Origin of the sequence: Pseudarthrobacter sp. S9 (assembly GCF_050156545.1) — a bacterium.
In the GTDB taxonomy this organism is placed as follows: Bacteria; Actinomycetota; Actinomycetes; order Actinomycetales; family Micrococcaceae; genus Arthrobacter.
Genome location: NZ_CP189576.1, coordinates 2,698,708 through 2,724,040 on the forward strand (window position 1 = coordinate 2,698,708; position 25,333 = coordinate 2,724,040).

Sequence of the window (25,333 nt, forward strand, 5' to 3'; positions counted from 1 at the left end):
GCACAACTCTACCGGCGGGTACGTTACCTTGTGTGGTCACGGTCGCCTATTTGGCCTTGTCGTAGGAGTCCACCACGGCCACGCCGACCGGGAATTCCACCGGAATCGGGCCGAACAGCAGTTCCTTGGCCGCAGTCGCGGCGTCCTCGATGGCGCGGATGCAGTCCTCCACGGCGCCGTCGGGGCAGTGGACCATCACTTCATCGTGCAGGAAGAACACCAGTTCGCCCGCGTTGGTGCCGTCCGCGCGCATGGCGCGCAGCCGCCGTCGCAGTTCCGCCAGCCAGCAGGCCGCCCAGTCGGCTGCGGAGCCCTGGACGACGAAGTTCCGGGTGAACCTGCCGCGCGAGCGGGCAAGGGAGTCGGCCCGGCGCTGTTCCTCGGCCGTGGCGGACTGCTGGCTTTGCAGCCAGCGGTCCGACGGCGGCGGGCTGCTGCGGCCCAGGCGTGAGGTGACGGTTTTCCCGGCTTCGCCCTCGCGGGCAGCCTGTTCGACGTATCCCACCGCGCGCGGGTAGGTGCGCGCCAGCTGGGGCATCAGCCGCCCGGACTCGCCCGTGGTCGCGCCGTAGATCGCCCCGAGGAGGGCCACCTTGGCCTTGGCCCGGTCGCCGCCGAAACCCTGTGCTGCAATGCCGGCGTAGAGGTCTTTGTCCCTGGCGGCCTCGGCCATCTTGGAATCCCGGGCCAGCGCCACCAGCACCCGTGGCTCCAGCTGCGAGGCGTCCGCGACGATCAGCTTGTGGCCCGGGTCGGCATGGACGGCGCCGCGGATCTGGCGCGGGATCTGCAGGGCCCCGCCACCGCGGGACGCCCAGCGTCCCGAGACCACGCCGCCCACCACATACTCGGGCTGGAACCGGCCATTCTGGACCCAGGCATCCAGCCACGTCCAGCCGTTGGCCGCGTGGAGCCTGGCGAGTTTCTTGTAGGCCAGGAGCGGCTCGATCGCCGGGTGGGTGGATTCCTTCAGCTCCCACTGCCGGGTGGTTTTCACCTCGATGCCGTTCCGGTGCAGGGCGCGCATGAGCTCCTGCGGGGAGTCGGGGTTCAGCGAGGGGGAATTCAGCAGCTGCCGCAGCTCCGTGGTGAGTGCCTCGAGTTTGGCCGGCCGGTGGCCGAGGGGCGGGCGCGGGCCGAGGTAGTCCGCCAGGATCTGTTCGTGCAGTTCCTCCCGCCACGGGACGCCGGTGTGCTGCATTTCGGCGGCGATCATGGCGCCGGCCGACTCCGCTGCCAGGAGCAGCTGGAGGCGCTGCCGCCGGTTGGCGTCGGTGCCCGTGGCCATTCCGGCCTGCCGGAGTGCCTCCTGCTGGGCGGCGTACTCGGCACGAAGATCCCCGGGCGAGTGCCGGGGTGCCGGGCCGAGGGCCGGGGCATCGAACAGTACTCCCTGCTCGGCCGGCGGGGGAGGCGGCTGAAGGGCGCGCGGAGGCTGTGGCAGCTCGTCGTCCTGCGTCAGCTTCTCGGCGCTCAGGGCATATGCGGTGTGGGCGGTGAACTCCGAATGCGCCAGGATGGCGCCGCAAAGCGTGAGGTCGTAACTGCGTTCGAGCTCCACCCCGGCGCCCAGCAGCGCGGGATACCAGTCTTGGGTGCGGTGCCAGATCCAGCGCGGGCGCCACTTTTCGAGCCCGCGGACGACGCCGGCCAGCTCGCCGGCGCTGACCACGCGCGGTTCCGGGTTGGCCGGGTCGGGAGCACCGTCCGCCGTGAGTTCCTGAAGGGCTGCGCCGTCAGCGTGGGCGGCAAGCAGCAGGTACATAGGGTCAATTCTGCCTTGCGCCGGGGTGTGGTCGGTGCCGGGGCGTTGCGGCTTGTCCACATAGCGCGGGGCAGCAGTTACGCCGCGCTCCCGGCTGGGGCACAGTGGCACCATGAGCAGGCACGAGCTACGGAGTTCCGGGTCCAGGCCACCGCGGGATGCGGGGCCGTGGATTCCTGACGAATCCGCGGAGACGCTGCTGGTCACCGGGTTCGAAGTCCTGCGCAGCGAGGTGGAGCGCATCGTCGCTGCGGCCGGGGGTCACTTGCGGACCGTGCAGGATGTCGTGGAGGCCGCGCCGTTCTGGGACACCGCCGCGGCGGTGCTCGTGGGAAGCGACATCCGCGAGCTGCCGCCACGGAGACGGGCGCCGGCTGTGCTCGTCGGCCTGAACGGGGACGGGGACAGCCTGTGGCACCTGGCTGCCGCCATCGGAGCCGAACGGTCGCCGTGCTGCCCGATGCCTCGTCCTGGCTGGCGGAATACCTGAGCCGGTCCCGCGCGCCCGAAGCCGGCGGACTCGTCCTCGGCATCACCGGCGGCTGCGGCGGCGCGGGAGCCACGACGGCGGCCATCTGGATTGCCCAGGCCGCCGCCAGGCTCGGCGCACGGGTCCTACTGGTCGACGGGGATCCTTCGGGCGGCGGCCTGGAACTGGCCGTGGCCGCCGAAGAGTCGCCCGGTCTCCGCTGGCCGGACCTCGCCGAGGTGAGCGGGAGCATCGATCCTGTCCAGCTGTCCGAGTCCCTGCCGGTGGCCGGCGGATTCTCCTTCCTCTCCTGGCCGGGCAGCCGGGACCGGCCCGCAGGCATGGATACGGCCACTGTGGCCGGTGTTCTCGACGCCGCCCGGCGCGGCTGCGAGCTGGTGGTGCTGGACATCGGGCGCGGACGCGAGGCCTTGCGGACCTTCGCGTGGGAGTGCGACCGGATCGTCGTCGTGACACCCTCCCAGTTGCGCGCGGCCGTGGCATCGGCCCGGCTGTTGCACGAGCTTCCCCCAGTGGAAACCGCACTGGTGATCAGGGCGAAGCCAGGAGCCGCCTTGGACGCGCCCCTGATCGCGGCATCCGTGGGGCTTCCCTTGCTCGGAATCATGCCGGAAATCAGGGGTGTCACCGCCGCCACGGAACTCGGGCGACTCCTGGAAACCGGCCAGCAGCGCAACGTCCGGCGGTTCGCCGCCGGTGTCCTTGACCTGAGCGGAGGAGATCTTTGATGAGCGCGCATTCGGCCCTGGGACCTCCGGATCCGGACCGGGACACCGCACAATCCCCGGGCTACCGGCAGCACGGTTTCTTGGACGAGAGGCTGCTGGAGTCCGTACGCGAGTCCGTCATGGCCGACGCCGGGCCAGTGACTCCCTCACGGGTGGCCGCCGCGGTCCAAGCGAGCGGAAGGCTCCTCGGCACCGCCGGTGCCCTGGCCGCCGTCGAGAGCATCAGCGCGGAGCTGAACGGTCTGGGCCCCCTGCAGGCGCTCACGCGGGATCCCGCGGTGACGGACATCTTCGTCAATGGTCCGGCGTCGGTCTGGCTGGACCGTGGCAACGGCCTGGAAAAGGCGCCGGTGGCTTTTTCCGGGGAGCCGCAGATCCGCGCCCTCGCAGCGCGGCTGGTGGCGGCTGGCGGGCGCCGACTGGATGACGGGTCTCCGTGCGCCGATGTCAGGCTCGACGGCGGCTACCGGGTGCACGCGGTGCTCCCGCCGATTTCCACGGCCGGAACTCTCCTCAGCATAAGAATCCGGCGGGCAACGGTCTTCTGCATGGATGAACTGCGACGGGACGGCATGTTCGGGCCCCTGGTCCAGGCCGTGCTGGAACGCATGGTGGAGCGCCGGCTGAGCTTCCTGATCAGCGGGGCCACAGGCTCGGGCAAGACCACACTGCTGGCCACGCTGCTGAGTCTGTGCCACCCGCGGGAACGGCTCGTCCTGATCGAGGACGCCGCGGAACTGAACCCCGTCCATCCGCACGTCGTCTCGCTGGAATCCCGGCACGGAAACCTCGAGGGCGGGGGCGCCGTGGATCTGGGCGAACTGGTCCGCCAGGCCTTGAGGATGCGGCCGGACCGGCTTGTCGTGGGTGAATGCCGGGGAGCGGAAGTCCGGGAACTGCTGACGGCCATGAACACCGGCCACACCGGAGGTGGGGGAACGATCCACGCCAACACGGCGGCCGCCGTACCCGCCCGGCTGACGGCCCTGGGCGCGCTCGCCGGGATGGGGCAGGACGCAGTGCGCCTGCAGGTGGCCAGCGCCCTCGACGCCGTCGTCCACGTGGCGCGGGGCAAACGCGGGCGGCAGGTGGCGGGCATCGGCGTCATGGAAGAAAACGAAACAGGCCTGGCCGTCACCGTTGCACTGGATGTCCTTGAGGGTGAAGTCCGGACAGGGCCGGCCTGGCCGCGGTTGGCGGCACGGCTCGGCCTCGATTCCTCGCGCGCGTCCGGACCGTCCCCCGCTGCAGCAACGTCGCAAGCCTCGGAATCCTCATCTCCTTCCGTAACGGGTCCTTCCGTAGCGGTCGGTTCCGGCCCGGCCAGGATTCCGGGGTGACTGCCGTCCTGGTCGTCGTGCTGGCCCTCGCTTTGTGGCTGGCGTCCCCGCCGTCAGGCGCCTCGGGCCGCCGGGTCCGCACGGCGTTGCCCGGCCCTGACATGCGGAGCTCCCCGGTCCCGGCCGAGACGCGAGCGGTTCCGAGAGTGCTCGGGCGAACACGACCCGGACAGACCCGGAGGCCGGTGCCCGTCCCGATGACCGTCGTGGTCCAGCAACTGGCTGCGCTGCTGAAGGGAGGGCGAACTCCTGCCCGGCTGTGGGACGAACTCTGGGTGCTGTACGCCGGGGAATCGCCGCAGGGCCGGCCCGCGGACAACGGCGCGGGACGGGCGCTCGGCCGGGATTCCGTGGCCGTGCTGGCAGCTGCCCGCGCGGCAGCCCTGCGCGGATCTTCGGTGGCCGGGGCTATCCGCGGCGCGGTTTCGGGGGCGCCCGCCGACAGGCCCGCCGGCAACGGCGTCGGCAAGGACGCAGGTGCGGTCAGCCGCGGGCGGAGAGTTTGGGGCGAACTCGCCGCGTGTTTCGACATCGCCGAGGCCAGCGGCTGCCCGCTGGCCGACGTGCTGATGCGCTTCGCTGCGCAGCTTGAGGCCGAGGACGACGCCGAGGCCGCCCGGCAGACCGCTCTGGCCGGGCCCAAGGCAACGGTCCGCCTGCTGACATGGCTGCCGCTGTTCGGGCTGGGGCTGGGACTGCTGCTGGGCGTTGATCCGGTGACGACGCTTCTGGGGAACCCTCTCGGCATGGCGGCGCTCGCGGCGGGTAGTGTCCTGACCGCCGCCGGGCGTTTCTGGTCCTCCCGGCTGGTCCGGGCTGCGGCAGAAGGGCCGCAGTGAGCCCGGAACTGGCCGGAGCGGCGGTGGCAGCCAGCCTGGCCGGTGCCGCCTTTCTGGCACTCGCCGATCACGGCCGGGTCCGCCAAAGACTCGGTCGCCGGGTCCTTGCCCGGATGGAAATGGCGGGGCTCCGCACGGCAGAGGAGGGTTCTGCACGGCAGGGCCTGCCCGGCTTCGCCGGCCTCCGGGACACCGCCATGATGCTGGAACTGATCGGCGCGATGCTTGATGCGGGAGCCGGGCTCGGCCGGTCCCTGGAGCTGGTCGCCACCCTGGCGTCCCCGGAGATCGGCCGCCTGCTCCGACCTGTCGTATCAGCTCTCGCCATCGGCGCGGACTGGGACACGGCGTGGCGGAGTTCCGAAGTCCGGTCGCCGCAGCTCCTCGCCCTCCGGGATGCCCTCTGCTTCGCAGCGCTCACGGGCGCGCCGTCCTCTGCCATCCTGTACGCCCAGGCAGCCAGGCTCCGTCGCGAACAGTACAGGACCGCCGAGAAACAGGCAGCGGCATTGGGTGTGAAGCTCGTTGTGCCGCTGGGCCTGTGTTCCCTGCCGGCGTTCGTATGTTTCGGCGTCGTGCCCGTCCTGCTGGCCATGCTGCCGGCCTGATCCGCAGGGCCGTGTCGCCCCGGGTCCCGGACGAGGGGACGGCGGTCCCAAGGTTTACTCAAGTTGGTGGGGGATATCTTTGGGATAGGCACCGACGGAGTATGAGCGGCCTCGTGCGTCGGTCACTCACAGCGCTTCTAGGGGCGCCAGAGTCCCAGTACTTCTGGGACTTCTAACCGAGAGTTGAACCAAGGCAGGGGGGCAGATCAATGATTCGACTGCAACGGGCGGGAGTGATCGCGGCGCTAAACCTATTGGTGTTAGCCGGCCTGGGCATCGGCGCCAGTCCTGCTTCCGCCGCCGTGACCTGTCAGGCCGCCACACCGCAACCGTCCAACCAGTATCCGGGCACCACAGTGGTGGCGACTAACTTCGAATCCGGAAGCATCACCGGGTCCGGCTTCAGTACCCCCTCCACCTCGGGAACCGGCACCGCGGACGTCTCTTCGGCCAAAGCGCATTCAGGACGCTGCGCAGCCCACATTCACGTAACGACAGCCGCCGGTTCCGTCGCCAATTTCGCTGCTCCCCTGCCCGCCGGCAGCAACGACGTTCACGCGGACGGCTGGTTCAACATCACCAAGGCCGGGGTCGTCGGCAACAACGTGCCATATTTCCGGTTCTTCAACGGCGGTACAAGGATCGTGGATGTTTTCCGGGACAACGGCAACGGTAATCTGGTGCTTCGTGTGACATCGCCGACCGGGACATTCACCTTCACGACCCTGGCCCGGGGCGTGCCGCTCAGCACGTGGCATCACCTCGTGATGCACGTCGTCGCCAACGGTCCTGCGACGACCGTGGAGGTGTTGTTTGACGACAAGACCGTCTTTTCGAACCAGGTCGCCACCGGCTTCACGACACTGACCGCCGTACAATTGGGGGCGGAGCATCGACGGCAGGCGGGCGACAGCTACATCGATGACGTCGTCATCAAGGCTGGAAAAGCGGGCCCTCGACTTCCCGGAACGTTCACTCCTGTCGCGCCGACGCGGCTGCTGGACACCAGGACCACCTCGGCCGTCGCCGCGGATTCTCCGGTGTCCTTCAAAGTCGCCGGGGTTAACGGGATCCCTGCCAAGGTGGCAGCGGTGGTGTTCAACCTCACTGTGACCCAGTCAAGATCCTTCGGGTTCATCACTGCCTATGCCTCAGGCGCCACGCGTCCCAATGCGTCCAACCTGAACTTCGCCGCCGGCCAGACCGTGCCGAACCTGGTCACGGTCCCTGTCGGGGCGGACGGAAAGGTCACCCTGTTCAACAGATCCTCGGGCACGTCCCAGCTGATCGCCGACGTCACCGGCTATTACATCACCGGAACACCAAGCACCCCAGGGGCCTTCCAGAATCTCGCGCCATCCCGGCTTCTGGACACCCGGACCTCATCCCCCGTGGCGGCAGATTCCCCGGTGTCGTTCCAGGTCGCCGGCGTCAATGGAATCCCGGCATCCGTGGCATCGGTGGTATTCAACCTCACCGTGACCGAGGCAAGATCCTTCGGATTCGTCACCGCCTATGCTTCGGGCGCCGGACGTCCCAATGCGTCCAACCTGAACTTCGCCACCGGCCAGACTGTGCCGAACCTGGTCACTGTCCCTGTGGGGGCCGACGGAAAGGTCACCCTGTTCAACCGTTCTGCCGGGACCGCCCAGCTCATCGCCGACGTCGCCGGTTACTACCTCCCCGGCACGCCGACCGCAACGGGCGCTTTCAAGGCCGTCGGTCCCACCCGGATCCTCGACACCCGGAACACATCTCCCGTGGCCGCGGATTCGACGGTGTCCTTCCAGGTCGCAGGGGCTAACGGCATACCAGCCGGCGCATTGGCAGCCGTCTTCAACCTGACGGTCACATCGCCCCAGTCCTTCGGCTTCGTCACCGCCTATGCCTCCGGCTCCCCGCGTCCCAACGCGTCCAACCTCAACTTCGCCACCGGGCAGACCGTGCCGAACCTGGTCTCGGTCGCTCTCGGCTCCGACGGCAAGGTCACCCTGTTCAACCGGTCCTCCGGGAAGAGCCAGCTCATCGCCGACGTCGCGGGTTACTACCTCCCTTAGAGGCCCTGCCCTGGGCCTTCGGCTCCGCAGACGTTCAAGCCCACTGGGACTGCTATCGCTTTCTGATAGCAGTCCCAGTGGGCTTCAAACGTCTGCGGCGGATGCGATGCCGGGTTCTCAGGGTGGTGACCGCCCTCGAGTGCTCCTCCACAACCCCGCGAGTCAGCAGGTTTTCCACTTGGTCGGCGTCGGGACTTTCGGGCCTGCTTCCCAGCCGGGAGAGTCGAATCAGCCGGCGATTCTGCCGGAGTCCCGTGGAAGGAATGCACATGTCAATCAATCAAGACACTCCCGCTGCAACCCGCATGGACAGGCGTGAGCCTGGAACCGCGGAAGTGTTTGAAATCTATCCGGGCGCCAGTGCGGTTGTCCCGGTCCAGCCGCGCGGCCCCAAGAGGCCACGTGCTGCCGAGGCAGGAATGGCCACGGCCGAGTACGCAGACACTTGGTGAAGTTACCCGCCTCAAAACGAGTAATGCCCCGGCAGGCTACCAACCTCCGGGGCGCGACAATCAATCTTCACTTGATTGTTAGCCCAGCATACCGGCTGGCCCTGACATTTCATATGGCTGTTGAGCGTCGTAAGCGCGTTCCAGCCCTCCCCGCGCATAACCAGAGGGGCGCGGTCACATCTCCACCGAACGCCTAGAACCGCCTAGGCGAGACGCCCGTTAGCTGCGGTCATCCAGGTTCACAGCTAGACACGTCCCAAAACGGGCCGGGTCTACTCGTTGTGGCCAAAATCGGCTGAGGGGATGACGGGGGCCGAGGGTGTTTGGGGAGGGGATACTCACCAAGAAATCCCTCTCCCCTGGGAGTCCTATATCAGTGAAGGGAACCATCATGGACCTGCAAGAGATGAAAGCCCGGTACGCCGGCCAGCGCGTGAAGTTCACGGGCATGTTCGGCAACGCTGACGGTCCCACCGGTAAAGTCTGGCGCGTTACCAACGGCGGCGTGTGGGTTACGCTCCCGGATGGTTCCCGCCAGCAGTGGCACCCGGAAGACATCACCGTTGTGCCAAGGAATGCCGGCACCAAGCACTAGATTCAACACCAACAACTAAATCCGATGATCCCATGGGGGGAAATCAGCATGAATACGAAGATTGAGCGCCGCGCAACAGAGCCATGGTACAACGCAGGATCCATCGGTCCTGCAAAGTGCCAGCCGTGGTGCTCTCACAAGGAATTCGAGACGTACACACGGACAGTCGAAGACCACTATTGCAGCTCTGAGCGAACCATCCTGTCGCTGTCGTTGGAGGAACCGGCCATGGACCTAGATGGCGTTAGTCGGCCAGCGCTATGGGTCTACGTGCACAAGAATGACGGGGAAGATGTGAAGGTCACGTTCGTGTCCAACGAGGCCATGAGTGAAGGCCAGGGAGCCGACATCGGGTTCTCTATGACGCCGGCTGAAATCCGTGGGCTGAGGTCCACGCTTGACCGTGCCCTTGCAATCATTGACGCCACCCTGAACTAGGACCCGCACACTATGATCCTCTACCACTTCACCAGCACCACGCACCTTCCAAGGATCCTGGAATCTGGCTATTTGAAAACTGTTGAATCGAATGTGTCACTCAAACGTGAACATGCCGGGCCTGATGTCGTCTGGCTGACCACAAAGACTTCCGCAGATGGTGGCCACGGCCTACAAGGAAGCGCCGTAGACAAGACCGCTATCCGTTTCACCGTTGACTTGGACAAGCGGGCAGTACACAAGTGGAAGGAATGGGCCAAGCGGCAGGGCAGCAATGAACAGGTAATGGACACTCTATCCAGGGCGGGCGGTTCGGCATCATGGCGGCTCACAACATCACAGGTACCACTCGAACAATGGGTGGAAGTTCGCAACATGGCCACAGGTGAAGTCCTCCTAGACCGTGAAGCCATAAAGCGAGCAATCGCCTGAACCAAAGTAAAAGGCCCCGGCCAGTCTCAGGACTGATTGGGGCCTTTACTATTTCGCGCTGGTCCTACGCAAGGGGGGATGCGGAGGAACCATGCAACTCTACACGCGGCCCAAAACGGTGATGGTCCGCCGCACCGAACGTGCACTTGGCTTGGCGATCCGCGAAGGACAGGAACGCGGCGAAGTAGCTACGGCCAGGACCGCGGCAAAAGAAAGGGAGTCGAAGAGGCACGGTCTTCGTATCGAAGCTGGTGCCACTCCTAGGGCCACGGACTTTGCTACAGGAGCCGAACTGTTTGGGAATGGAGGGGCCGGCATCTACCAGATAACTGATGGCGTTGATGACGCAGAGTTCGAGGACGCCCTAACAGAGGCGAAGGAAGAGGGCAACGTGTCCCGCGCCAATGTCGTCCGCAAGATCAAGGGCGAACCCGGCCCAAGACAGCCGCATCCAGGAACTCGTAGTCCGGTTCTAGCTCCTCATACGGGGAACGCCGGATAGGCTCGCTGAGGAGTTCGTCCAGCAAACGGCCAACAGCTTCGACGTCTATCTTTACCATGGCCCAAAACCTAGCGCGGAGGTCTGACAGCAAATACACTCCGATGCATGGGGATACTAATTGGGATAGTCGTGGTGTTCATAGTGGGTCTCATAGTCCTATACGGGCTGGGGGGAATGCTCGCTTTCGGCATGGTGTTTGCCGGAGACAAGAGTAAGAAAAAGGCTGAGGCGAATGCTCCCGCGATCTTGGACAAGGCGTTCGTCGGTGAAGACGTGGTATTCAAGATCAACATGGAGTCACCGAAGTACGAGACTGTAGTCCTGGGAGCTAAGGCCAGGGGCTACCGGCTGATGAACGAAACGAACAATACAGCTAGCGGAGATGTAAAGACGCTGATCTTCGAGAAAGCCACTTAGGGCCACCACCACAAGGAAGCCCCGCCAGCGGTTGGCTGACGGGGCTGCCTGTAACCCTGCAAGTCGCAAGCGGGCAGGGGCAATTGTCGCTACTAGATGCAGCAGTCGCCGTCTGCGACAGCGGCCTTTTGCCGATTCAAGACGGTATCCACCCTGTTAGCACTCAGAATGAAGTCCCGAATAGCAGGATCCATGTAGCCGGCCACTTTTGCTATCAAGTCCATTGTGAGAGCAGTGTTCCCTCTAAAAATGGGTTCATGGTGCGCCACGCGATTCCGGAAGATGCGGATCTTGTTTAGTTCGCCGTGCAACTGCTTCCGCTTCACGCCGGCCAGATGTGAAAAGGCGTGCTTGAGCCTCGGCTCCCAAAGCGCTGTGGGGTAGTCCAATTGCGGGTGGCGGGCCAACCCAATATCCAGCAGACCGACCCAAAGGCCAAAACTCGAGGCCCCTACAATGTCGTCCGCTGACGGGCTCGCGTTACCGGCTTTCATGAGTTTCCGGATTGTGCCGTCGAGGGCGCCACCTTCACGGTCCATGAGGTTCACGCTTTGAGCGTTCCACCAGTCCTCTTGCCGGCCCTTGGACAACTGCGCATGCATGCTGTTGCGGAGGAGTACTTCCAGTATGGCGAGAGGGCCCCAGAATGCGGCGCTTAGTTCAATGTTCCAAGCGTAGAGCCGGAGAGCGTGATCTTGGCTTCCCCGATAGTGGTCCAAGTACGTCGAGAAGCGGGGCTGCGAAATCATTGCTGGGAGCGTCGTTACTCCGCTTGGATCCACTTGTGTTCCCCCAAAAAGACTAATGCCCTGGGAGTCCGGACGAATCCGGCGAGTCCCAGGGCTTCACCTGTTCAGGTTAACACACTTCTAGCAGTGTGTTGCAGTCAAACGCAGTGAGTTGCAGTTAGTGACTTCTCGTGCCAAAGTCCTGCGGCCTGAAGCTGCCGTCCAGGACAGAAGCCCAACCCCCGCCATAGGCGGGCTGCTAGGTTCTTGCTATTCAGTTATTCGCTTGGGATCTAAACCCCAATGTGTCCGGCTGCGGTCCAAAAGTCCCGCAAACCGTGGATCCTGGGCGTGATAGGACATGTCGATCTGCCGCGATTCACACCAAGCCCTCAAAGCCGCCGAATACTCCTGCTGCTCTCGCATGTGGAGCGCAGCCTGAGCCACGTCGAAAGCCAACCTGCCGCCGGCAACCCTCACGGTGAAATCATCAAAAAGGCCCACGCTGCTGACCTCCAGCCCCAACAGCGTCAAATCAAACGGCAACACGTCCTCAGACCCAATCTCAGGGCCCCGCTGACGCCGCTTAGCCATGTAGCGCCCAACCCCGTTCGAACGCCTCACGCGCACGTCTCCGCGCATCGTCCACAAGCGCCCGATACCGGGGATCATGCGCCCCGTATGCGGTATTGATCCCCCGACTAGAGCACCATTCCTCCCAAAACGCCTGACACGATGTGCCGTCAGCCCTCAGCCGTGCAGACCTGGCCTTATCCAAGGCCCACCCGTTCGCCGTGGGTATTGAGAACAAGCCCCTGAACTTGCCGGCGGGGCGGAACTGGTGCGGAACCATCGAAACCGGGTACACGTCGCCGGCGCTGACGGCGATGTGCCTACGCCGTGCCACGAGACTTACCCCTGCCACTCCACCGAACCTGAGCAGCCATACGCGCATCCTCAGAAATACGACGCTCAGCCGCCGAACCCTGCCCCTCATCCTCAGACGGCAACGCCAGCGCCTTCACCATCCGCTCAAAAGCAGCCCGCGCCTGGCGGACCTCCAACAACGCCGGATTCACCACCAACTGACCCGTCGATCCCTTCACCATCGGGCCGTGCTCATCAGCCGACGCCTTCAACGCATCAATCTCATCCAAGGTGCGCGCGGCTTCCTTCAATACCTCAAGTTCGGCTGAATCCAGCTCGAAACCATCAGTAATCAGTACCCAAAACGCCTTACCACGGGCATTTAGCCCGCTCGGTGCCCTAACTTTTCCCACAAAAACCTCCTAGAAATCAACGAAAACAAGCCCAAAACGGGCAAAAATGGACGACCATGCGTGCGTCACGAAAGAGCGCTCTCCCCGCCGGTCCAGAGGGCCGGGGCGACCCTGGGACCTCCGGTGGGGGTGGTCAGTCCCGTCTGTTCCATCCGCCCGGACTCCGGGCGGAGGTGGTCTTGCCATGGCAACTAGCACAAAGTCCGCGCCCGTTGGCTGGGTCGTCTGGGTCTAGGCCGAGGTCCACTAGGTCTTGGCGTTCTTTCGGGTAGTGGTCCGCGACGGTTGATGCCCTGACGTTACAGATCACGCAGATACTGTCACGGTCTAGGACGCCGGGTCTGAACCGTTGCGTGTGCCCTGCTGTCTTGTACTGTGTGCGGCCCTTGTCTCTGCGTACCCTTGCTTGCTTGGTGTGTGCGGGGCAGCGTGAGTCGGTGGTGCTGTCGTGGATGGTTGGGCATCCAGGTGTTGAGCAGATGCGTGTTGGCATGTGGCGTCCTCTCTCGTGTGGTGGTCAGTAGTAGGAGTAGTAGCATTCCTACTCCTACTACTGACGCCTGCCGGTCTGTGTGGTCAGGCTGGTGTGTCCTGATCTGTTGGTGTGTCAGCGTCGGCGGCTGGCTCGGTGGTGAGCTTGGCGTTCTCTGCATGGATGGATGCCATGAGTACTTGCGCGGGGGTGGTCACGAGGTGGATGACGGTGTGCTGCTCGGGTGCGTTGACCGTCCGTCCGTTGCCGTCGATCTGCGGCATGCCGGCGTTGATGCGGGCGATGGTGGCGAGGATGTCGCCGGGGGTGTGCCTGATGGTCTGGGTGTCAGATGTCTGTGTCATTGAACAACTCCTGCTTGAGGTTGGTCACGAGGTCCGTCACGTCAACGCGGATCAGGTGGGGGCGGTCACCGTTGCGGGATGCGGTGACCAACTCAGTGAGAACGAATCCGGAGATGGGCTGGTACTGGTGCCGGTGATACCACGCCCGGATTGTGTCGTGGGCGTCGTAAGCCTGGTACGCGGCCTGGAAAGCGTCGAGGGTGGCCCGGACTGCCTTGGCTAGTTCGCGGGCCTTCTGTGCGGCTGCGGGGTCCGCGTCGGCTTCGTCCCTGAGTGTCCAGAATTCGGCGTATGCCTGCGTGATGGCGGCGTTGAGTCCGTCGAGTTCGTGCCGTGCGGTGGTAATGTCCTGGGCGAGCTGGCGCTGTGCGTCCTGAACGATGACGCCTTTCTTGCCGGCTCTGACCTGCTTGCCGTATTCGATGAGGTCGGCGGCTTTGGCTGCTTCGGCCCGTTCGACGGTTTCGAGGTCGTTGACCTTGTTGTGTGCGTCGCGCTGGCGTCCGGTGAGTCCGCGAATTTCGGTGATGATCTTTGCCAGTGCGGGGGGCAGGAGTTCGAGCGGCGGTACGTCGTGGATGGCCGCGTAGGCAATATCAGAGGGTGCGCTGTTGGGGCGGGTGCGAGTCATGGTTAGTTTTCTTCCTGTTCGATTTGCTCTGCTGCGTCCACGAGTTGGTCCGCGAGTGCGAGTGCTTCTGACTGTGTGAGGTGCTGGACTAGGTAGAGGTCGGAGAACACGCCTATGCCTGGCGTGTGGGTGCCGGCTTTCTTGAATACGCGGGGTGCTGCCCGAAGTGTGAATCGGGGTTCTTTGGCGAAGACGGGGACCTTCATGCGGCGGTTTCCTTGGTTTCGGCCTGCCGCTTCCAGTAGGCGGCGCGGGTGGCTTCGTGCTGGGCTTTCAATTTCCAGTACGTCGCTTGTGCCAGGCTCGGCCAGTACGTCTCTAGGTTGGCTTCGTTGTATTCGTAGGCCATGGTCATTTCCTTTTCTGTCGGTCTGCGCGGGCGGCGGCGAGGTTCCCCACGGGGTCACGGGTGTCGTACCGATCCCGGTGGGTTTCCGGGGTGTTGCGTGTTGCCATGAGCTGCTGGTGTAGCCGTTGGCTTAGACCCTTGTAGTGGCGGGCGACGTTCTCCAGGTACTCGATGCGTTCCGCCATTTGCGCCGGTGTCACTGGTGGGCCTCTAAGGCGTCCATGAGGCGCACAAGCTCCCGGTGGAGGCGCTGCAAGCGCTGTAACATCTCCGCCTCGCTCATGACCGCTCCCTGGCGTCGTACATGGACAGCCGCGCTTCCGCCGCCGTCAGCTTGGCTTCCAGCGCGGCGTTTTTCGCGTCCAGTTTGTCAATCAGAAATTGCCGGATCTTGGCGAGCTTGCGCCAGTTCTCAATGGTGTTCCGGGGATCCGTCATGCTGCGGTCCTAACTGAGTCGCAAGTGAAGCAAACATTCGGTTTCGGGACGGAGTGCAGCGGGCAAACCTGCCCGGCGTTCTCTGGCTGGTTACTGTGGTTACCGTGGTTACCGACTTCAGCAGGAACGGGAGTGGCCAGATATCGCTCGAAAGCGTCTGCCAAGTGATGCGCCTGGTAACCCTTCACAGCGCGTCCGTCGATTTTCACCGTGTTATTTGTCGGTATGTCGTACTTTGACAAGACCTTTGCCAGGAAACGCGAGTCGATCGGTTCGCCCTTGATGTTCGCCCAAGGTGCCGTTTCCATCGCGTGCAAACCGTCCAGGAGGTCATTGGTGCTGATGCGGTCTGAACCATTCATGACTTTTCTGATGTCTGCCAGCAGCTTGATTCCGAGCGTTGCGGGCTTTTCCTTGGCTTTGGCAACCATGACCATGGCGGCGTCACGGGCTGTTACAGGCCAATGACCGCCGGCAGCGTCCGCGATGGCAAGAATGGGTTCCCAGATATCCGCGTCCCTATCCTCGATCCCTTCCGGAAGATCGGGCCACGCATCGGATACCTGAGTCCAAACACTTGCTGCGAAGTCCGCTATGCGTTCAGTCAGTGCGATGGCTTCGGGCTGGTTGACTCGGCGGCGGTACGGTTCGACCTTTTGTCCCTGCCTACGGCGCTTCATGTTCACCACGATTGAGCGGGTCATGAGTGTGTCCGGTAGCTGATTCAGTCCAGCCAGGGCAACGGCGCAGAATGACGGCCATTCCTCGGTGACGATCTCTTTTCCCCGGATAGCTGCGCGGCCAGCAGTTGCACCCTTCCGGTAGCCGGAGTTCAGCAGCCCTCTAAGGTCTTCGTTACCGTCGCCCTTGCCGCTACTGAACACTGCGTCTATCTCATCCATGAGCAGTGTTGGTAGTCCGGCCTCGTCGCTGATTTTTCGGAAGACGTAAGCAACAGAACTGTTGACCGAGAGGACGGGGCGCGGGGTGAGCGCTTCCGTAAGCTCCATGCACCGGCTTTTGCCGCTGCCTGGCTCCGGGGATAGGAAAGCGAGTCGCGGGCTGTTCTCAAAGGCTTCTATGAGGTGAGCGTGTGCGATCCATAGCGCGTGGGCTGTGGCGGCTTCCGGTTCAGGGTAGGCAATGAAGCGCTCTAGAAACGTCTGCACGTCGTCAAGCAGTGCGGCGGGATCTACCCCCGCTTCTAACTGAAAGTCGGTAACCACGGTAACTTCGGTAACCACGAGTCCGGCGTCACGCATCTCCGAATCGGACAGCGGTTCAAACCCGTTCATGCGGCGGCTACGGGTACGTATGCGGAGCCGGGTGCACTGCGGGCCTTTTCAACGTCAATCCAACTGCCGGCTGCTTTAGCCATACGGCGGTTACTGTCGGCCTCTAATTCGAGTGCAAGCTGGATCCGGGCGGCGTTCTCGGCGAGCTGCTGAGAGGTGCCCTGGCCTTCAAGATGACCTCGAAGAAAGAATTCCATGCAGTTGGGGCAGGGGATCACTGGGCGGCCCCGGACAGGAGCAGGGAGACTACGCGCTTGGCTTGTGCTGGCGTGATGCCGGGCCAGTCTTCGACGTTGGACGCGTGGCGTGTCGTGACTTGTGCTGTCCGTACAGCATCCGATACTGTATAGACAGTAGATCGGAATGAGCGCTGGTCTATGGAATGGGTCAAGGGTCCTCCTACTAGAGGGTCGTTGGCTTGCGAATATAAAAAAGCTGTTTTAAAGCCGGACGCGCTAACGTCCGGCTACAGCTGTTTAAGGCTGGTGTCTTAAGTCTATCGTGGATGTGTGCGTTTTTCGGGATCCTGGCGGCGTGTCACTTGTGTTTTGCCTGTGGATAGTGTTGGATAACAGCGCACAAACTGTGGACAGCCTGTGGATAACGTTTCAGGGCCTCTGAATGCACCCGCGGAATCTAGGCATTTAGCCTGACCAGTGCGTCACAGCTCCCCGCCGGGTGCAGTCTGGAAAATATTTCCAAACAAATTACATCCGTGTCATTCAGAACTAGCCCTTTGGCCTCATTTTCACGCTGGACTCGTCAAACACCCCCCGGTAAGGGCCAGTCCGCTGCAACTCAATGGTGAACAAGGTACGCAGGATCTCCCGCTGCACTTCGACGTCGGCACCCAGGAACGCTGCCCCGGGGTTCTCTGACAGGACAGCAGCCGCAACGCCGCGACTCCCGCCGTTCGCCACGGCCTGATCTTCAAGCCGCGCCAGCTTGGATTCAACTTCTTTGCTGCCCTCTACCAGCTGAGATTCCGTGATGGATCCCTGGGCAAACAGTCGGGCCAGTGAGTGCTTACGGTCGATCAGATCCGATATGTCTTCGCTGTTCACCGGCTGCACTGCGTCTTGTGCGTCGAACATTTCCCGCAGACCCGCTTTTACGTCGTCACGGTTCAGCCACGCCGCGGCCTTGGCCTTCACAAAGTCATCGAGAGGCTGCATGGCCCTGTGAGCGTGCCCCGGAACGAATCGCCCGCCCTCTTGATGAACCTTGCACCGGTAGGCCCGTTTCGCGGCGACTCCAAACCCGGTCATCGTGCGCCCGCAATAACACTGCGCAACACCGGACAGCAGATACTTGAACTTCGATTCGGACTGTTTGGGCCGGCTGTCATCGGTCAGGATCGCCTCACACTTCCGAAACTGATCCAGCGGAACAATTGCCGGCCACTTATCCGAGACAACCTCACCGTGAAAAGTCATTAGCCCTGCGTTGCGCGTGCGTAGGAGCGTCCGTCTGACCTCTGTTGTGTTCCTGCGCGTTCCGGCGCTATTGACTGCCCCAGCGTCCGCCCATGCCCTCGTGACAGTTGCCAGTGACCGGCCCGCGATTATCGCGGCGGTGCCCTCCCGGATCAGTGCAGCCGCCGGTTCATCAATGACGACAATTCCCCCGCGCATTCTGCCGTGCGTGTCCTCTTTGGCGTCCTCTTTCTTCCAACCAAACGGAACGCGCCCGCCTAAGTACTTGCCCTGCTGCGCCGCATGGGCTTTCTGTGCCGCTATTCGTTCGCCCTTGTGGTCGGATTCGTGCTGATTCCATGCGGCCACCGTCTTAGCCACTGCCAGCCCGGTAGCGGTTGAGAGATCCAGGAGTCCCGCCGTGACTTGATGGGTCACCACGTTACGTGGCCGGCAGACGTCGATGTACCGTTCAAGTTCTTTTGTGCGCCTCATGAGCCGGTCGGAGTGGTAGCAGAGCACCATGTCGATTTGCCCTTGCTGAATATCCGCGAGCATCTGCTCATAGCGCGGACGGGTACGGCCTGAGTAGGCGCTGATGTCGTTATCCTCGTACACTCCGACAACATCGGCGGCCAGTTTTTCCGCTAGTGCCCTGCACAGTGCCTCTTGGCGCTCGACGCCCAACCCTTCGCCCTTTTGGTCGCGGCTGATGCGAGCGTAAATAGCTGCGCGTGGTGCCCTGGCATTCGTCATACAGCTATCCTACGACGCAAGTAACTTGACAGATAGTGCGTATATGCCATCGCCACGCTGGCCGCCGTGGGGTTCGCGGGTGTCCTCGTGTTCATCATGCGCAGCGACGAGGTCCGCGGGTTCCTGCTGAACCTTATCCGCACGGCGCTCGCCCTGCCATGAACTGCGCCTGGCCGGCTTGGGGAAGCGCCCGGCACTCGGCATTCCAGCCCGGAGCGGACTGCCGCGGATGCGGCCCGGTCCCCGACGCTTGTGTCCGGGGCCGGGGCAGGACCTGCGCCCGCGGTCCCCGGCGACGGGCTTCCCCTGGAGCGTCATCGCCACCTGTTACGGACCGGGTGCCGGGCTGGATCTGCTCCGGCGGGGAACCACGCCGCGAATCAAGCGGCGAACCATGCCGCGGTGCCGTCACTGCCGAGTTTGCCGTGGCGCTGCCCGCCGTCGTGCTGTTGCTGGCCATGCTGCTGGCCGGCTCCGCCGCCGGGGTGACACAGCTCCGCTTCGAGGAAGCCGCCCGGGGCGGCGCGAGGGCCCTGGCGAGGGGCGCGGATGCTGCCGAGGTCGGCGGGATTGTCCGCCGGCTCGCCGGCGAGTCGGCGAGGTCGGCGTTGGCCTCCGACGGCGAATGGCTCAGCGTCACGATCTCCGGCGGCGTCCCTGGACCCGTTGGTTCGCTTGTTCCGTGGACGCTCACCGCCCGGGCCTGGGCCCGCGGCGAGGCCGCCTCAGCGGCGGCCGCCGCCCCGATGCCCGAAGCGCCCAGCCACCGGCCCTTGCGGCGGAGCGCGTGAACGTGTCGTGGCGTGCCGGTTCGGACCGGTCGTGGCATCGGCACGGAGAGCGGGGCTCGGGGACTGTCCTGGCCTTGGGGCTGGGACTCGTCGTCATCATGGCAACGGCCTTGATGCTGCTTCTGGCTCAGTCAGCCGTGGCGGCGACCAGGGCGGCAGCTGCTGCTGATCTCGCGGCACTGGCAGCGGCGGATGCCGCCCGGGGAATCACCGGGGGCGAGCCGTGCGCCGTCGCCCGGGAGATCGCACTCCGGAACGACGCCCGAGTCCTCAGCTGTTCGAAAGGCCCCGGCGAAACGGTCCAGGTCCGCACCGAGCTCAGCGCGGGGACGATTCTGGGAGCGGCCAGCGGACTGGCCAGGGCAGGCCCGCCGCCGGAGCGGGAAAACGGCCCTGCGCCGTGAGTGCCGTCCCGCGAGACCGCCAACAGCGCCAACGCGTCATCAGTGCCGACGCGCCGGGTTCGCCGGCCCAGGCCCGGACGCCGGCGTCGGCGTCGGCGCCGGGCCCGGGGTCGGCTCAGGCCTGGAGCGGCGCGGCGGAGTGATCTGCTTGGGGCACCTGGGCAGCCGTCGTTGCTGCCTGGTGCGCCGTCGTTGCCGCCTGGTGCGGCTGCCCGGCGTCCATCCGTTCGGTGGCGTCCTTCAGCAGCACATCGATCAGCGTCACCGCGGCGTCCTTGTCCAGGGGGTTGTTCTTGTTGCCGCACTTGGGTGACTGAACGCAGGACGGGCAGCCTGACTCGCATTCGCAGGCCTTGATGGCGTCCCGGGTGGCGGCCAGCCACACCCTGGCTTTGTCGTAGCCGCGCTCGGCGAAGCCGGCCCCGCCGGGATGGCCGTCATAGACGAAGATAGTGGGCACTCCGGTGTCGGCGTGGATGGCGGTGGACACCCCGCCGATGTCCCAGCGGTCGCTGGAGGCCACCAGCGGCAGGAGACCGATGGCTGCGTGTTCGGCGGCGTGCAGGGCCCCCGGGAACTGCGCTTCGATCAGACCGGCGCCGGTCAGGGAGCGGTTGTCCATGACAAACCAGACGGCCTTGGTAAACAGATCCCTGGCGCCCAGTTCCAGGGGTTCTTCACCCAGGATCTCATTCGAAATCAGGGCCTTGCGCTGGAAGGAGATCACCTGGGTTGTCACTTTCACATCGCCGAAATGCACGGCCACGTCACCCCACTGGGTGGTGCGCTGGGTTTCGAGCACCTCGATCTGGGTCACGTCCCGGGCGGTGGTGTAGTAGTCCGGGTTGGCCCGGCGCACCACCACACAGTGATCGTCCTCGTTCAGGTCCTCCACCACATAGCTCTCGCCCTGATGGACGTAGATGGCGCCTGTGTGGGCCTGGTAGTGCGTCTGTGGCGAATCCATGGTGCCGAGCAGGGAGCCGGTGTCGGCATCCACGATGCTCACCGGACCGCCGCCGTCCGCCCGGAGGTTCACCATGGCCGCGGCACTCTGCGCGTGGGTCCAGAACCACCCGGCGGGCCGCTTGCGCAGATAGCCCTGCGCCACCAGCCGGTCCAGCAGCTTCTCGGCCGTGCCGCCGAACAGGGGCAGCTCGGCGTACGCCAACGGCAGTTCGGCGGCGGCAGCGCACAGGTGCGGCCCCAGGACGTAGGGATTGGAGGGATCGAAGACAGTGGCTTCCACCGAGACGTCGAATATCGCCTCGGGGTGGTTCACCAGGTAGGTGTCCAGAGGGTCGTCGCTCGCCACGAAGGCGGCGATGGCGTCCTGACCGGCGCGGCCCGCCCGGCCGATCTGCTGGAACAACGACGCGCGGGTGCCCGGCCAGCCGGCGACCAGCACGGCGTCGAGCCCGGAAATGTCGATGCCGAGCTCCAGGGCGGACGTGCTGGAAACACCCAGCAGCTCACCCGAGCGCAGCGACTTTTCCAGGGCCCGCCGCTCCTCCGGCAGGTAGCCCGAGCGGTAGGCCGCCACACGCTGCGGCAGGCTGGGGTCCACCTCATCGAGGAGACGCTTCGCGATGGAAGCGATCGTCTCCGCCCCGCGCCTGGACTTGATGAAGGCAATGGTCCGGATCCGCGAGGACACCAGGTTGGCCAGCAGGTCGGCGGTCTCGGCTACGGCGGTCCGGCGTTCCTTGGCGCCGTTCTCGCCCCGGAGCTCTGTCAGCGCAGGCTCCCAAAACGCGACCGTGGTGGAGCCGTGTGGGGAGGAATCTTCGGACACGGCCTGGACCGGCGCGCCGATGAGCCGGCCGAAGGACGCCCCGGGGTCGGATGCCGTCGCGGACGCGGCGATGAAGACGGGCCCCGGATGGGAGCCGCCGGGGCTGTAGTAGGCGCAGATGCGGCGCAGCCGGCGCATGAGGTTCGCCACGTGGGATCCGAACACACCGCGGTAGCTGTGGGCCTCGTCCACGATCACATAGCGCAGCCGGCGGAAGAACCGCGCCCACCAGGCATGGTTGGGGAGGATCCCGAAGTGCAGCATGTCCGGGTTGGCGAGGATGAAGTTCGCATGGTCCCGGATCCAGCGCCTGGACGCGGGGTCGGTGTCCCCGTCGTAGGTTTCGGCCCGGACGGTGGGGAGCTTGAGCGACCGGATGGCGGCCAGCTGGTCTGCAGCCAAGGCCTTGGTGGGGGACAGGTACAGGGTCACGGCGCCGTCGTCGTGGATCTTGCCCGGATCGGCAAGGACCCGGAGTTCGGAGCGGTGGATGGCATCCAGTGCAGGCAGCTGGTAGGCGAGTGACTTGCCGGAGGCGGTGCCGGTGGCGATGACGACGTGCTCTCCGGCGTGGGCCAGCTCGGCGGCCTGGATCTGGTGGCGGTAGGGCTCGTGGATTCCCAGGGACCCGTAGGCGTTCACCAGGTCCGGGTGGGCCCATTCCGGCCACGGCGCATGGACGGCCTGGCGGGCGGGGATGGTGCGCACATGACGCAGCTGTTCCGGGTCCGGGCCGCGGCCCAGCAACGGAATCAGGGATTCATGCGGGTTCACTCATACATTGTTTCACCCGGCCTCAAATCGCAGGGGCAGGGGTGGAGCAACGAGCCGCCGGCCCCTCAGCCGACCGACAGGTCCGAGCCTTCGTCCGAGGCCGATAGCATCAGCACGTGGCAAACCGTGCGCCAGCCCAGGTGCGAGTAGAGCTGCTGGCCATCAAGCGAGGCCAGCAGCAGCCCGGAGTCGACGTCGTGCTCGAACGCCTGGGCAGCCAGCGCCTTCATGATGAAGCTGCCCAGCCCGCGTCGCTGGTAGCCGGGCTCCGTCACAATCTTGTCGAAGATAGCGGTGTGCCCCACCACAAAGACCCGCCCGCTCACGGCCACCTCCGCGCCCGCATGGACCACTGCGTGGTGGACACCATTGGCCTTGGACGTCTCCAGCTTGAGATCGTCGTCGGAAAGCCAGGGATCCTCCGCGTCCTGGGTTTCCATGTCCACGATCATCATGGTCTGGGAAGCCGAGGTGACATTGAGCCCGTGCTTCTGCGCCAGGAAGGTGTACCGGGCCACATCATTGGTCAGGATGGTGAGGATTCTGGCCGGTACTTCAGCCGTCTTGGCCGCCAGCTCAGCGAACTCGGGATCGGAAGGGTCATGGGCAAAATATTCCCATTCGCGCGTCGTGTCCGCGCGCAGTGCCGCCGGGAAGCGTCCCTCCCTGCGGGTCTCATAACCCCGGCAGCCGGCCCATCCGGCAACCCAGATTTCCAGCAGGTGAGTGGTGTCTTCAACCATGGCGTCAAGACTCATGTGATGAGCGTATTCCAGCCGTGCCACAAGCAACAGGGGCCGGGTCCGGGAACGGCGCCTGCTTACCCAATTGTGACCGTCTCCAGGGGACTCCGCCGGACTCCCCTGGCGCCCCGGCGCCCCAGCCCCAGAGGCCGGGCCGGGTCCCGGGCGAACGCCGCAGCAAGGCTGCTGGTCCGCGGCTTTTGGCCCACCAAGTACCCTTAAATACGTGGCTTTGAACAGGATCGTGCTCTTTTACGGCTTTACCCCGCTTACTGACCCCGAGGCCGTCCGGCTCTGGCAGCGTGCCCTGTGTGAAAAACTCGGGCTGACCGGCCGCATCATCATCTCCAAGGACGGCATCAATGCGACCGTCGGCGGAGAGCTGAAAGCCGTCAAGCAGTACGTCAAGACCACGCGTGAATACAAGGCCTTCCACGGCATTGACGTGAAGTGGTCCGACGGCGGTGCCGAGGACTTCCCCCGGCTGAGCGTCAAGGCGCGGGACGAAATCGTGTCCTTCGGCGCCCCGGGCGAGCTCACGGTCGACGGCAACGGCGTTGTCGGCGGCGGCACGCACGTCTCGCCCGAGGAGCTCCACCGGCTCGTGGAGATCAAGAAGCAGGCGGGCGACGACGTCGTGTTCTTCGACGGCCGCAACGGCTTCGAGGCCCGGATCGGCAAGTTCAAGGACGCAATCGTCCCCGACGTCGCCACGACGCATGACTTCATCAAGGAGCTCGACTCCGGCAAGTACGATTCCCTCAAGGACAAGCCGGTCGTCACGTACTGCACCGGCGGCGTCCGCTGCGAGGTGCTCTCCAGCCTGATGGTGAACCGCGGGTTCAAGGAGGTCTACCAGCTCGACGGCGGCATCGTCCGCTACGGCGAGGCCTTCAAGGACCAGGGCCTGTGGGAGGGCTCGCTGTACGTGTTCGACAAGCGCATGCACCTCGAGTTCAGCGACGATGCCAAGACCATCGGCGAGTGTGTCCGTTGCGCGGCACCCACGAGCAAGTTCGAAAACTGTTCCAACCCGAGCTGCCGCACCCTCACGCTCTACTGTGCCGAGTGCGCCGCGAGCCCGGAGACCCTGCGCTGCCCCGACGGCTGCCCCGCCTGAGGCCTCCCCGGCCGGCGTCGGGCCCCGGCTCAGGTCACGCCCTCAGGTTGCCGCCTCAGGTCGACCGCGACTTTCGTCGCGCCAGGCTACCGTTCCTCCTCAGATCCGGGTCACGCGGTACGCGAAGTTCGCCGCCGCCCGGCCGGCCACCTGGATGGTGAGCACCGCATCCGCCGGCAGATGGACCACGTTCACCCTCGACGTCCCGCACCGCAGGCTCAGGTCCACGAGCGGCTCCTCCCCGTTGCGGACGGTGAAGGACACCCGGCCCGTGCTCCGGCAGGCCAACGTCAGGGCGTAGGTGCCGCTGGGTAACTGGGTTGTGGTCTCATTCCGGGTCACGCCGGCGTCCACCGAGCCGTAGCCCGTGTGGAACACCTGGCCCGCGGCGTCGGGTAGCACGTCGTCGACCCAGTCGTCCAGTTCCTTCCCCGACACCGGCTCGTTCAGATGGGGGTCCTGCGGCAGGGCCGCATCCGTGAACGGGGGTGCCGACGCGGAGGGCGTGTCATCGTCCCAGTGGTCGTCGCTGTAGTCATACTCGCAGCCGGTCAGGACCGTGCCGAGAAGCAGCGCAATCGAAAGCACGACGGCGGCAGCCGCGGTGCGCTGTCGCAGCGCCCTCGTTGCCGGCACGGTGGGCATACCCTGACTTTAGGCCCGCCCCCGATGAAAGGCCATAGGTCCAAAGTCCGCTGTGGCGGTCCGGGCCTGCGTGCTAGGGCCGGGGGCTGTCCGGGACGATCCGGATGCCCGCCACGGCCCCGGTGCCGGGGCCTGAGCCGCCGCCGTTGAACCTCATGACGGTGGCAGTGACGGGTCCGGCTTCGAGTTCCACGGTCTCCTGGGCGACGGCCGCGCAGTCGAAAGCAAGCTCGAGGCGGTCGCCGCCGCTGCGGGGATCCTGCTGCAGGAACAGCCGCGCGTCCGGTGCGCCGACGCACGCGACGGTGACGGTGTAAGTGCCCGCGTCCGCGGCCCGTGCCGAACTGCTGAATCCTCCGGAGCCGGCGGCTCCGCCAATGCTGCCCGAACCGCCGATCAGCAGCGTCGAGGGCGCCCGGGCCGAGGATCCGGTCAAGTTCCGCAGTGTTCTTCGCCTCGGCGGCGTCGAGTGCGGGATCCCGGGTGGGGAGCGGGGTCCCGGCCGGGGCGGCGCGGGTGGACTGGCCCGCCGCGCCGGCAGGGGGCGTATCGACGTCGTCCTCATACTCACACCCGGCCAGACCAACAGCCGCGGAGGCCGCAGCCAGCACTAGCGCCCCGCGGGGAATCCAGTGCATACCCACAATAGCTGACATGCCCCGAGCCTAC

General features: G+C 65.0%; 30 protein-coding genes and 1 pseudogene. 15 read left to right on the top strand and 16 right to left on the bottom strand.

The annotated features are described in order from the left end of the window. Positions 1–46: 46 nt before the first annotated feature. A complete protein-coding gene (locus tag ACQCSY_RS12820) occupies positions 47–1,765 on the bottom strand; it encodes a bifunctional 3'-5' exonuclease/DNA polymerase (protein WP_427129302.1) in 1,719 nt (572 codons plus the stop codon). Positions 1,766–1,877: 112 nt separating this feature from the next. Between ACQCSY_RS12820 and ACQCSY_RS12825 the strand changes: the two genes are divergently transcribed. The 11 genes from ACQCSY_RS12825 (at position 1,878) to ACQCSY_RS12875 (ending at position 10,663) form a co-directional block, all read left to right on the top strand. Next, the gene (locus tag ACQCSY_RS12825; protein WP_427129304.1) at positions 1,878–2,255 is read left to right on the top strand and encodes a hypothetical protein; all 378 of its coding nucleotides are present in this window, start codon (positions 1,878–1,880) and stop codon (positions 2,253–2,255) included. Next, positions 2,216–2,983, top strand: coding sequence for a septum site-determining protein Ssd (gene ssd / locus ACQCSY_RS12830; RefSeq protein ID WP_427129306.1), 768 nt, complete (start codon positions 2,216–2,218; stop codon positions 2,981–2,983). The genes ACQCSY_RS12825 and ssd overlap by 40 nt, the downstream gene beginning before the upstream one ends. 119 nt (positions 2,984–3,102) lie before the next feature. After that, entirely contained in the window at positions 3,103–4,323 is a 1,221-nt protein-coding gene (locus ACQCSY_RS12835) for a TadA family conjugal transfer-associated ATPase (protein WP_427135815.1), read from the top strand. Next, positions 4,320–5,162: a hypothetical protein gene (locus tag ACQCSY_RS12840; protein ID WP_427129308.1), complete on the top strand. Its 843-nt coding sequence runs from the start codon at positions 4,320–4,322 to the stop codon at positions 5,160–5,162. Before ACQCSY_RS12835 ends, ACQCSY_RS12840 begins: the two co-directional genes overlap by 4 nt. Beyond that, positions 5,159–5,770: a type II secretion system F family protein gene (locus ACQCSY_RS12845; RefSeq protein ID WP_427129309.1), complete on the top strand. Its 612-nt coding sequence runs from the start codon at positions 5,159–5,161 to the stop codon at positions 5,768–5,770. Before ACQCSY_RS12840 ends, ACQCSY_RS12845 begins: the two co-directional genes overlap by 4 nt. Before the next feature lie 209 nt (positions 5,771–5,979). Continuing rightward, positions 5,980–7,827: a hypothetical protein gene (locus tag ACQCSY_RS12850; RefSeq protein WP_427129311.1), complete on the top strand. Its 1,848-nt coding sequence runs from the start codon at positions 5,980–5,982 to the stop codon at positions 7,825–7,827. A gap of 269 nt (positions 7,828–8,096) precedes the next feature. Further along, entirely contained in the window at positions 8,097–8,279 is a 183-nt protein-coding gene (locus ACQCSY_RS12855) for a hypothetical protein (protein WP_427129313.1), read from the top strand. Between the two features lie 391 nt (positions 8,280–8,670). Further along, positions 8,671–8,874 carry a hypothetical protein gene (locus ACQCSY_RS12860; protein ID WP_427129315.1) on the top strand — a complete coding sequence of 68 codons (204 nt, stop codon included), beginning with the start codon at positions 8,671–8,673 and terminating at the stop codon, positions 8,872–8,874. A gap of 228 nt (positions 8,875–9,102) precedes the next feature. Beyond that, on the top strand, positions 9,103–9,312 hold the full coding sequence (locus ACQCSY_RS12865; RefSeq protein ID WP_427129317.1) for a hypothetical protein: 210 nt from the start codon (positions 9,103–9,105) through the stop codon (positions 9,310–9,312). A gap of 12 nt (positions 9,313–9,324) precedes the next feature. Continuing rightward, positions 9,325–9,744 carry a hypothetical protein gene (locus tag ACQCSY_RS12870; RefSeq protein WP_427129319.1) on the top strand — a complete coding sequence of 140 codons (420 nt, stop codon included), beginning with the start codon at positions 9,325–9,327 and terminating at the stop codon, positions 9,742–9,744. Positions 9,745–10,351: 607 nt separating this feature from the next. Next, positions 10,352–10,663 carry a hypothetical protein gene (locus ACQCSY_RS12875; RefSeq protein ID WP_427129321.1) on the top strand — a complete coding sequence of 104 codons (312 nt, stop codon included), beginning with the start codon at positions 10,352–10,354 and terminating at the stop codon, positions 10,661–10,663. Between the two features lie 92 nt (positions 10,664–10,755). On the opposite strand, the gene ACQCSY_RS12880 is transcribed toward ACQCSY_RS12875, so the two are convergent. The 11 genes from ACQCSY_RS12880 to ACQCSY_RS12930 form a co-directional block, all read right to left on the bottom strand. Next, positions 10,756–11,211: a hypothetical protein gene (locus ACQCSY_RS12880; RefSeq protein ID WP_427129322.1), complete on the bottom strand. Its 456-nt coding sequence runs from the start codon at positions 11,209–11,211 to the stop codon at positions 10,756–10,758. 450 nt (positions 11,212–11,661) lie between these two features. Next, a complete protein-coding gene (locus ACQCSY_RS12885) occupies positions 11,662–11,940 on the bottom strand; it encodes a hypothetical protein (RefSeq protein WP_427129324.1) in 279 nt (92 codons plus the stop codon). A gap of 344 nt (positions 11,941–12,284) precedes the next feature. Beyond that, positions 12,285–12,671 (bottom strand): hypothetical protein, encoded by a 387-nt coding sequence (locus ACQCSY_RS12890; RefSeq protein WP_427129326.1) that lies wholly within the window; start codon positions 12,669–12,671, stop codon positions 12,285–12,287. Positions 12,672–13,247: 576 nt separating this feature from the next. Further along, on the bottom strand, positions 13,248–13,508 hold the full coding sequence (locus ACQCSY_RS12895) for a hypothetical protein (protein WP_427129327.1): 261 nt from the start codon (positions 13,506–13,508) through the stop codon (positions 13,248–13,250). Next, positions 13,492–14,139 (bottom strand): hypothetical protein, encoded by a 648-nt coding sequence (locus ACQCSY_RS12900; RefSeq protein WP_427129329.1) that lies wholly within the window; start codon positions 14,137–14,139, stop codon positions 13,492–13,494. Before ACQCSY_RS12900 ends, ACQCSY_RS12895 begins: the two co-directional genes overlap by 17 nt. Positions 14,140–14,141: 2 nt before the next feature. Further along, a complete protein-coding gene (locus ACQCSY_RS12905) occupies positions 14,142–14,345 on the bottom strand; it encodes a hypothetical protein (protein ID WP_427129330.1) in 204 nt (67 codons plus the stop codon). Continuing rightward, entirely contained in the window at positions 14,342–14,488 is a 147-nt protein-coding gene (locus ACQCSY_RS12910) for a hypothetical protein (RefSeq protein ID WP_427129332.1), read from the bottom strand. The genes ACQCSY_RS12905 and ACQCSY_RS12910 overlap by 4 nt, the downstream gene beginning before the upstream one ends. 2 nt (positions 14,489–14,490) lie before the next feature. Continuing rightward, a complete protein-coding gene (locus ACQCSY_RS12915; RefSeq protein ID WP_427129334.1) occupies positions 14,491–14,673 on the bottom strand; it encodes a hypothetical protein in 183 nt (60 codons plus the stop codon). Between the two features lie 94 nt (positions 14,674–14,767). Then, the gene (locus ACQCSY_RS12920) at positions 14,768–14,926 is read right to left on the bottom strand and encodes a hypothetical protein (RefSeq protein WP_427129336.1); all 159 of its coding nucleotides are present in this window, start codon (positions 14,924–14,926) and stop codon (positions 14,768–14,770) included. Continuing rightward, positions 14,923–16,221 carry a DUF3631 domain-containing protein gene (locus tag ACQCSY_RS12925; RefSeq protein WP_427129338.1) on the bottom strand — a complete coding sequence of 433 codons (1,299 nt, stop codon included), beginning with the start codon at positions 16,219–16,221 and terminating at the stop codon, positions 14,923–14,925. Before ACQCSY_RS12925 ends, ACQCSY_RS12920 begins: the two co-directional genes overlap by 4 nt. Positions 16,222–16,949: 728 nt before the next feature. Continuing rightward, on the bottom strand, positions 16,950–18,392 hold the full coding sequence (locus tag ACQCSY_RS12930) for a recombinase family protein (protein WP_427129339.1): 1,443 nt from the start codon (positions 18,390–18,392) through the stop codon (positions 16,950–16,952). Between the two features lie 42 nt (positions 18,393–18,434). Between ACQCSY_RS12930 and ACQCSY_RS12935 the strand changes: the two are divergent. From ACQCSY_RS12935 to ACQCSY_RS12945, 3 genes and pseudogenes are all read left to right on the top strand, one after another. Then, positions 18,435–18,554: pseudogene (locus ACQCSY_RS12935) on the top strand (DUF4244 domain-containing protein); the annotation flags it as partial. Positions 18,555–18,730: 176 nt separating this feature from the next. After that, a complete protein-coding gene (locus ACQCSY_RS12940; protein ID WP_427129341.1) occupies positions 18,731–19,183 on the top strand; it encodes a TadE family type IV pilus minor pilin in 453 nt (150 codons plus the stop codon). A 2-nt stretch (positions 19,184–19,185) separates the two neighbouring features. Beyond that, positions 19,186–19,587 (top strand): Rv3654c family TadE-like protein, encoded by a 402-nt coding sequence (locus ACQCSY_RS12945; RefSeq protein WP_427129343.1) that lies wholly within the window; start codon positions 19,186–19,188, stop codon positions 19,585–19,587. Positions 19,588–19,702: 115 nt separating this feature from the next. Here the strand turns inward: ACQCSY_RS12945 and ACQCSY_RS12950 are convergent, their stop codons facing one another. Next, positions 19,703–22,156 carry a DEAD/DEAH box helicase gene (locus tag ACQCSY_RS12950; RefSeq protein ID WP_427129345.1) on the bottom strand — a complete coding sequence of 818 codons (2,454 nt, stop codon included), beginning with the start codon at positions 22,154–22,156 and terminating at the stop codon, positions 19,703–19,705. Between the two features lie 65 nt (positions 22,157–22,221). Further along, entirely contained in the window at positions 22,222–22,914 is a 693-nt protein-coding gene (locus ACQCSY_RS12955) for a GNAT family N-acetyltransferase (protein WP_427129346.1), read from the bottom strand. 211 nt (positions 22,915–23,125) lie between these two features. On the opposite strand from ACQCSY_RS12955, the gene ACQCSY_RS12960 reads away from it, so the two are divergent. Beyond that, positions 23,126–24,019, top strand: coding sequence for a rhodanese-related sulfurtransferase (locus ACQCSY_RS12960; protein ID WP_427129348.1), 894 nt, complete (start codon positions 23,126–23,128; stop codon positions 24,017–24,019). Between the two features lie 99 nt (positions 24,020–24,118). Here ACQCSY_RS12960 and ACQCSY_RS12965 read toward each other — a convergent pair whose 3' ends face one another. Together ACQCSY_RS12965 and ACQCSY_RS12970 are read right to left on the bottom strand one after the other, a co-directional pair. Beyond that, positions 24,119–24,664, bottom strand: a complete 546-nt coding sequence (locus tag ACQCSY_RS12965) for a hypothetical protein (RefSeq protein ID WP_427129350.1) — start codon at positions 24,662–24,664, stop codon at positions 24,119–24,121. Between the two features lie 73 nt (positions 24,665–24,737). Next, entirely contained in the window at positions 24,738–25,100 is a 363-nt protein-coding gene (locus ACQCSY_RS12970; protein ID WP_427129351.1) for a hypothetical protein, read from the bottom strand. Positions 25,101–25,333 lie beyond the last annotated feature (233 nt).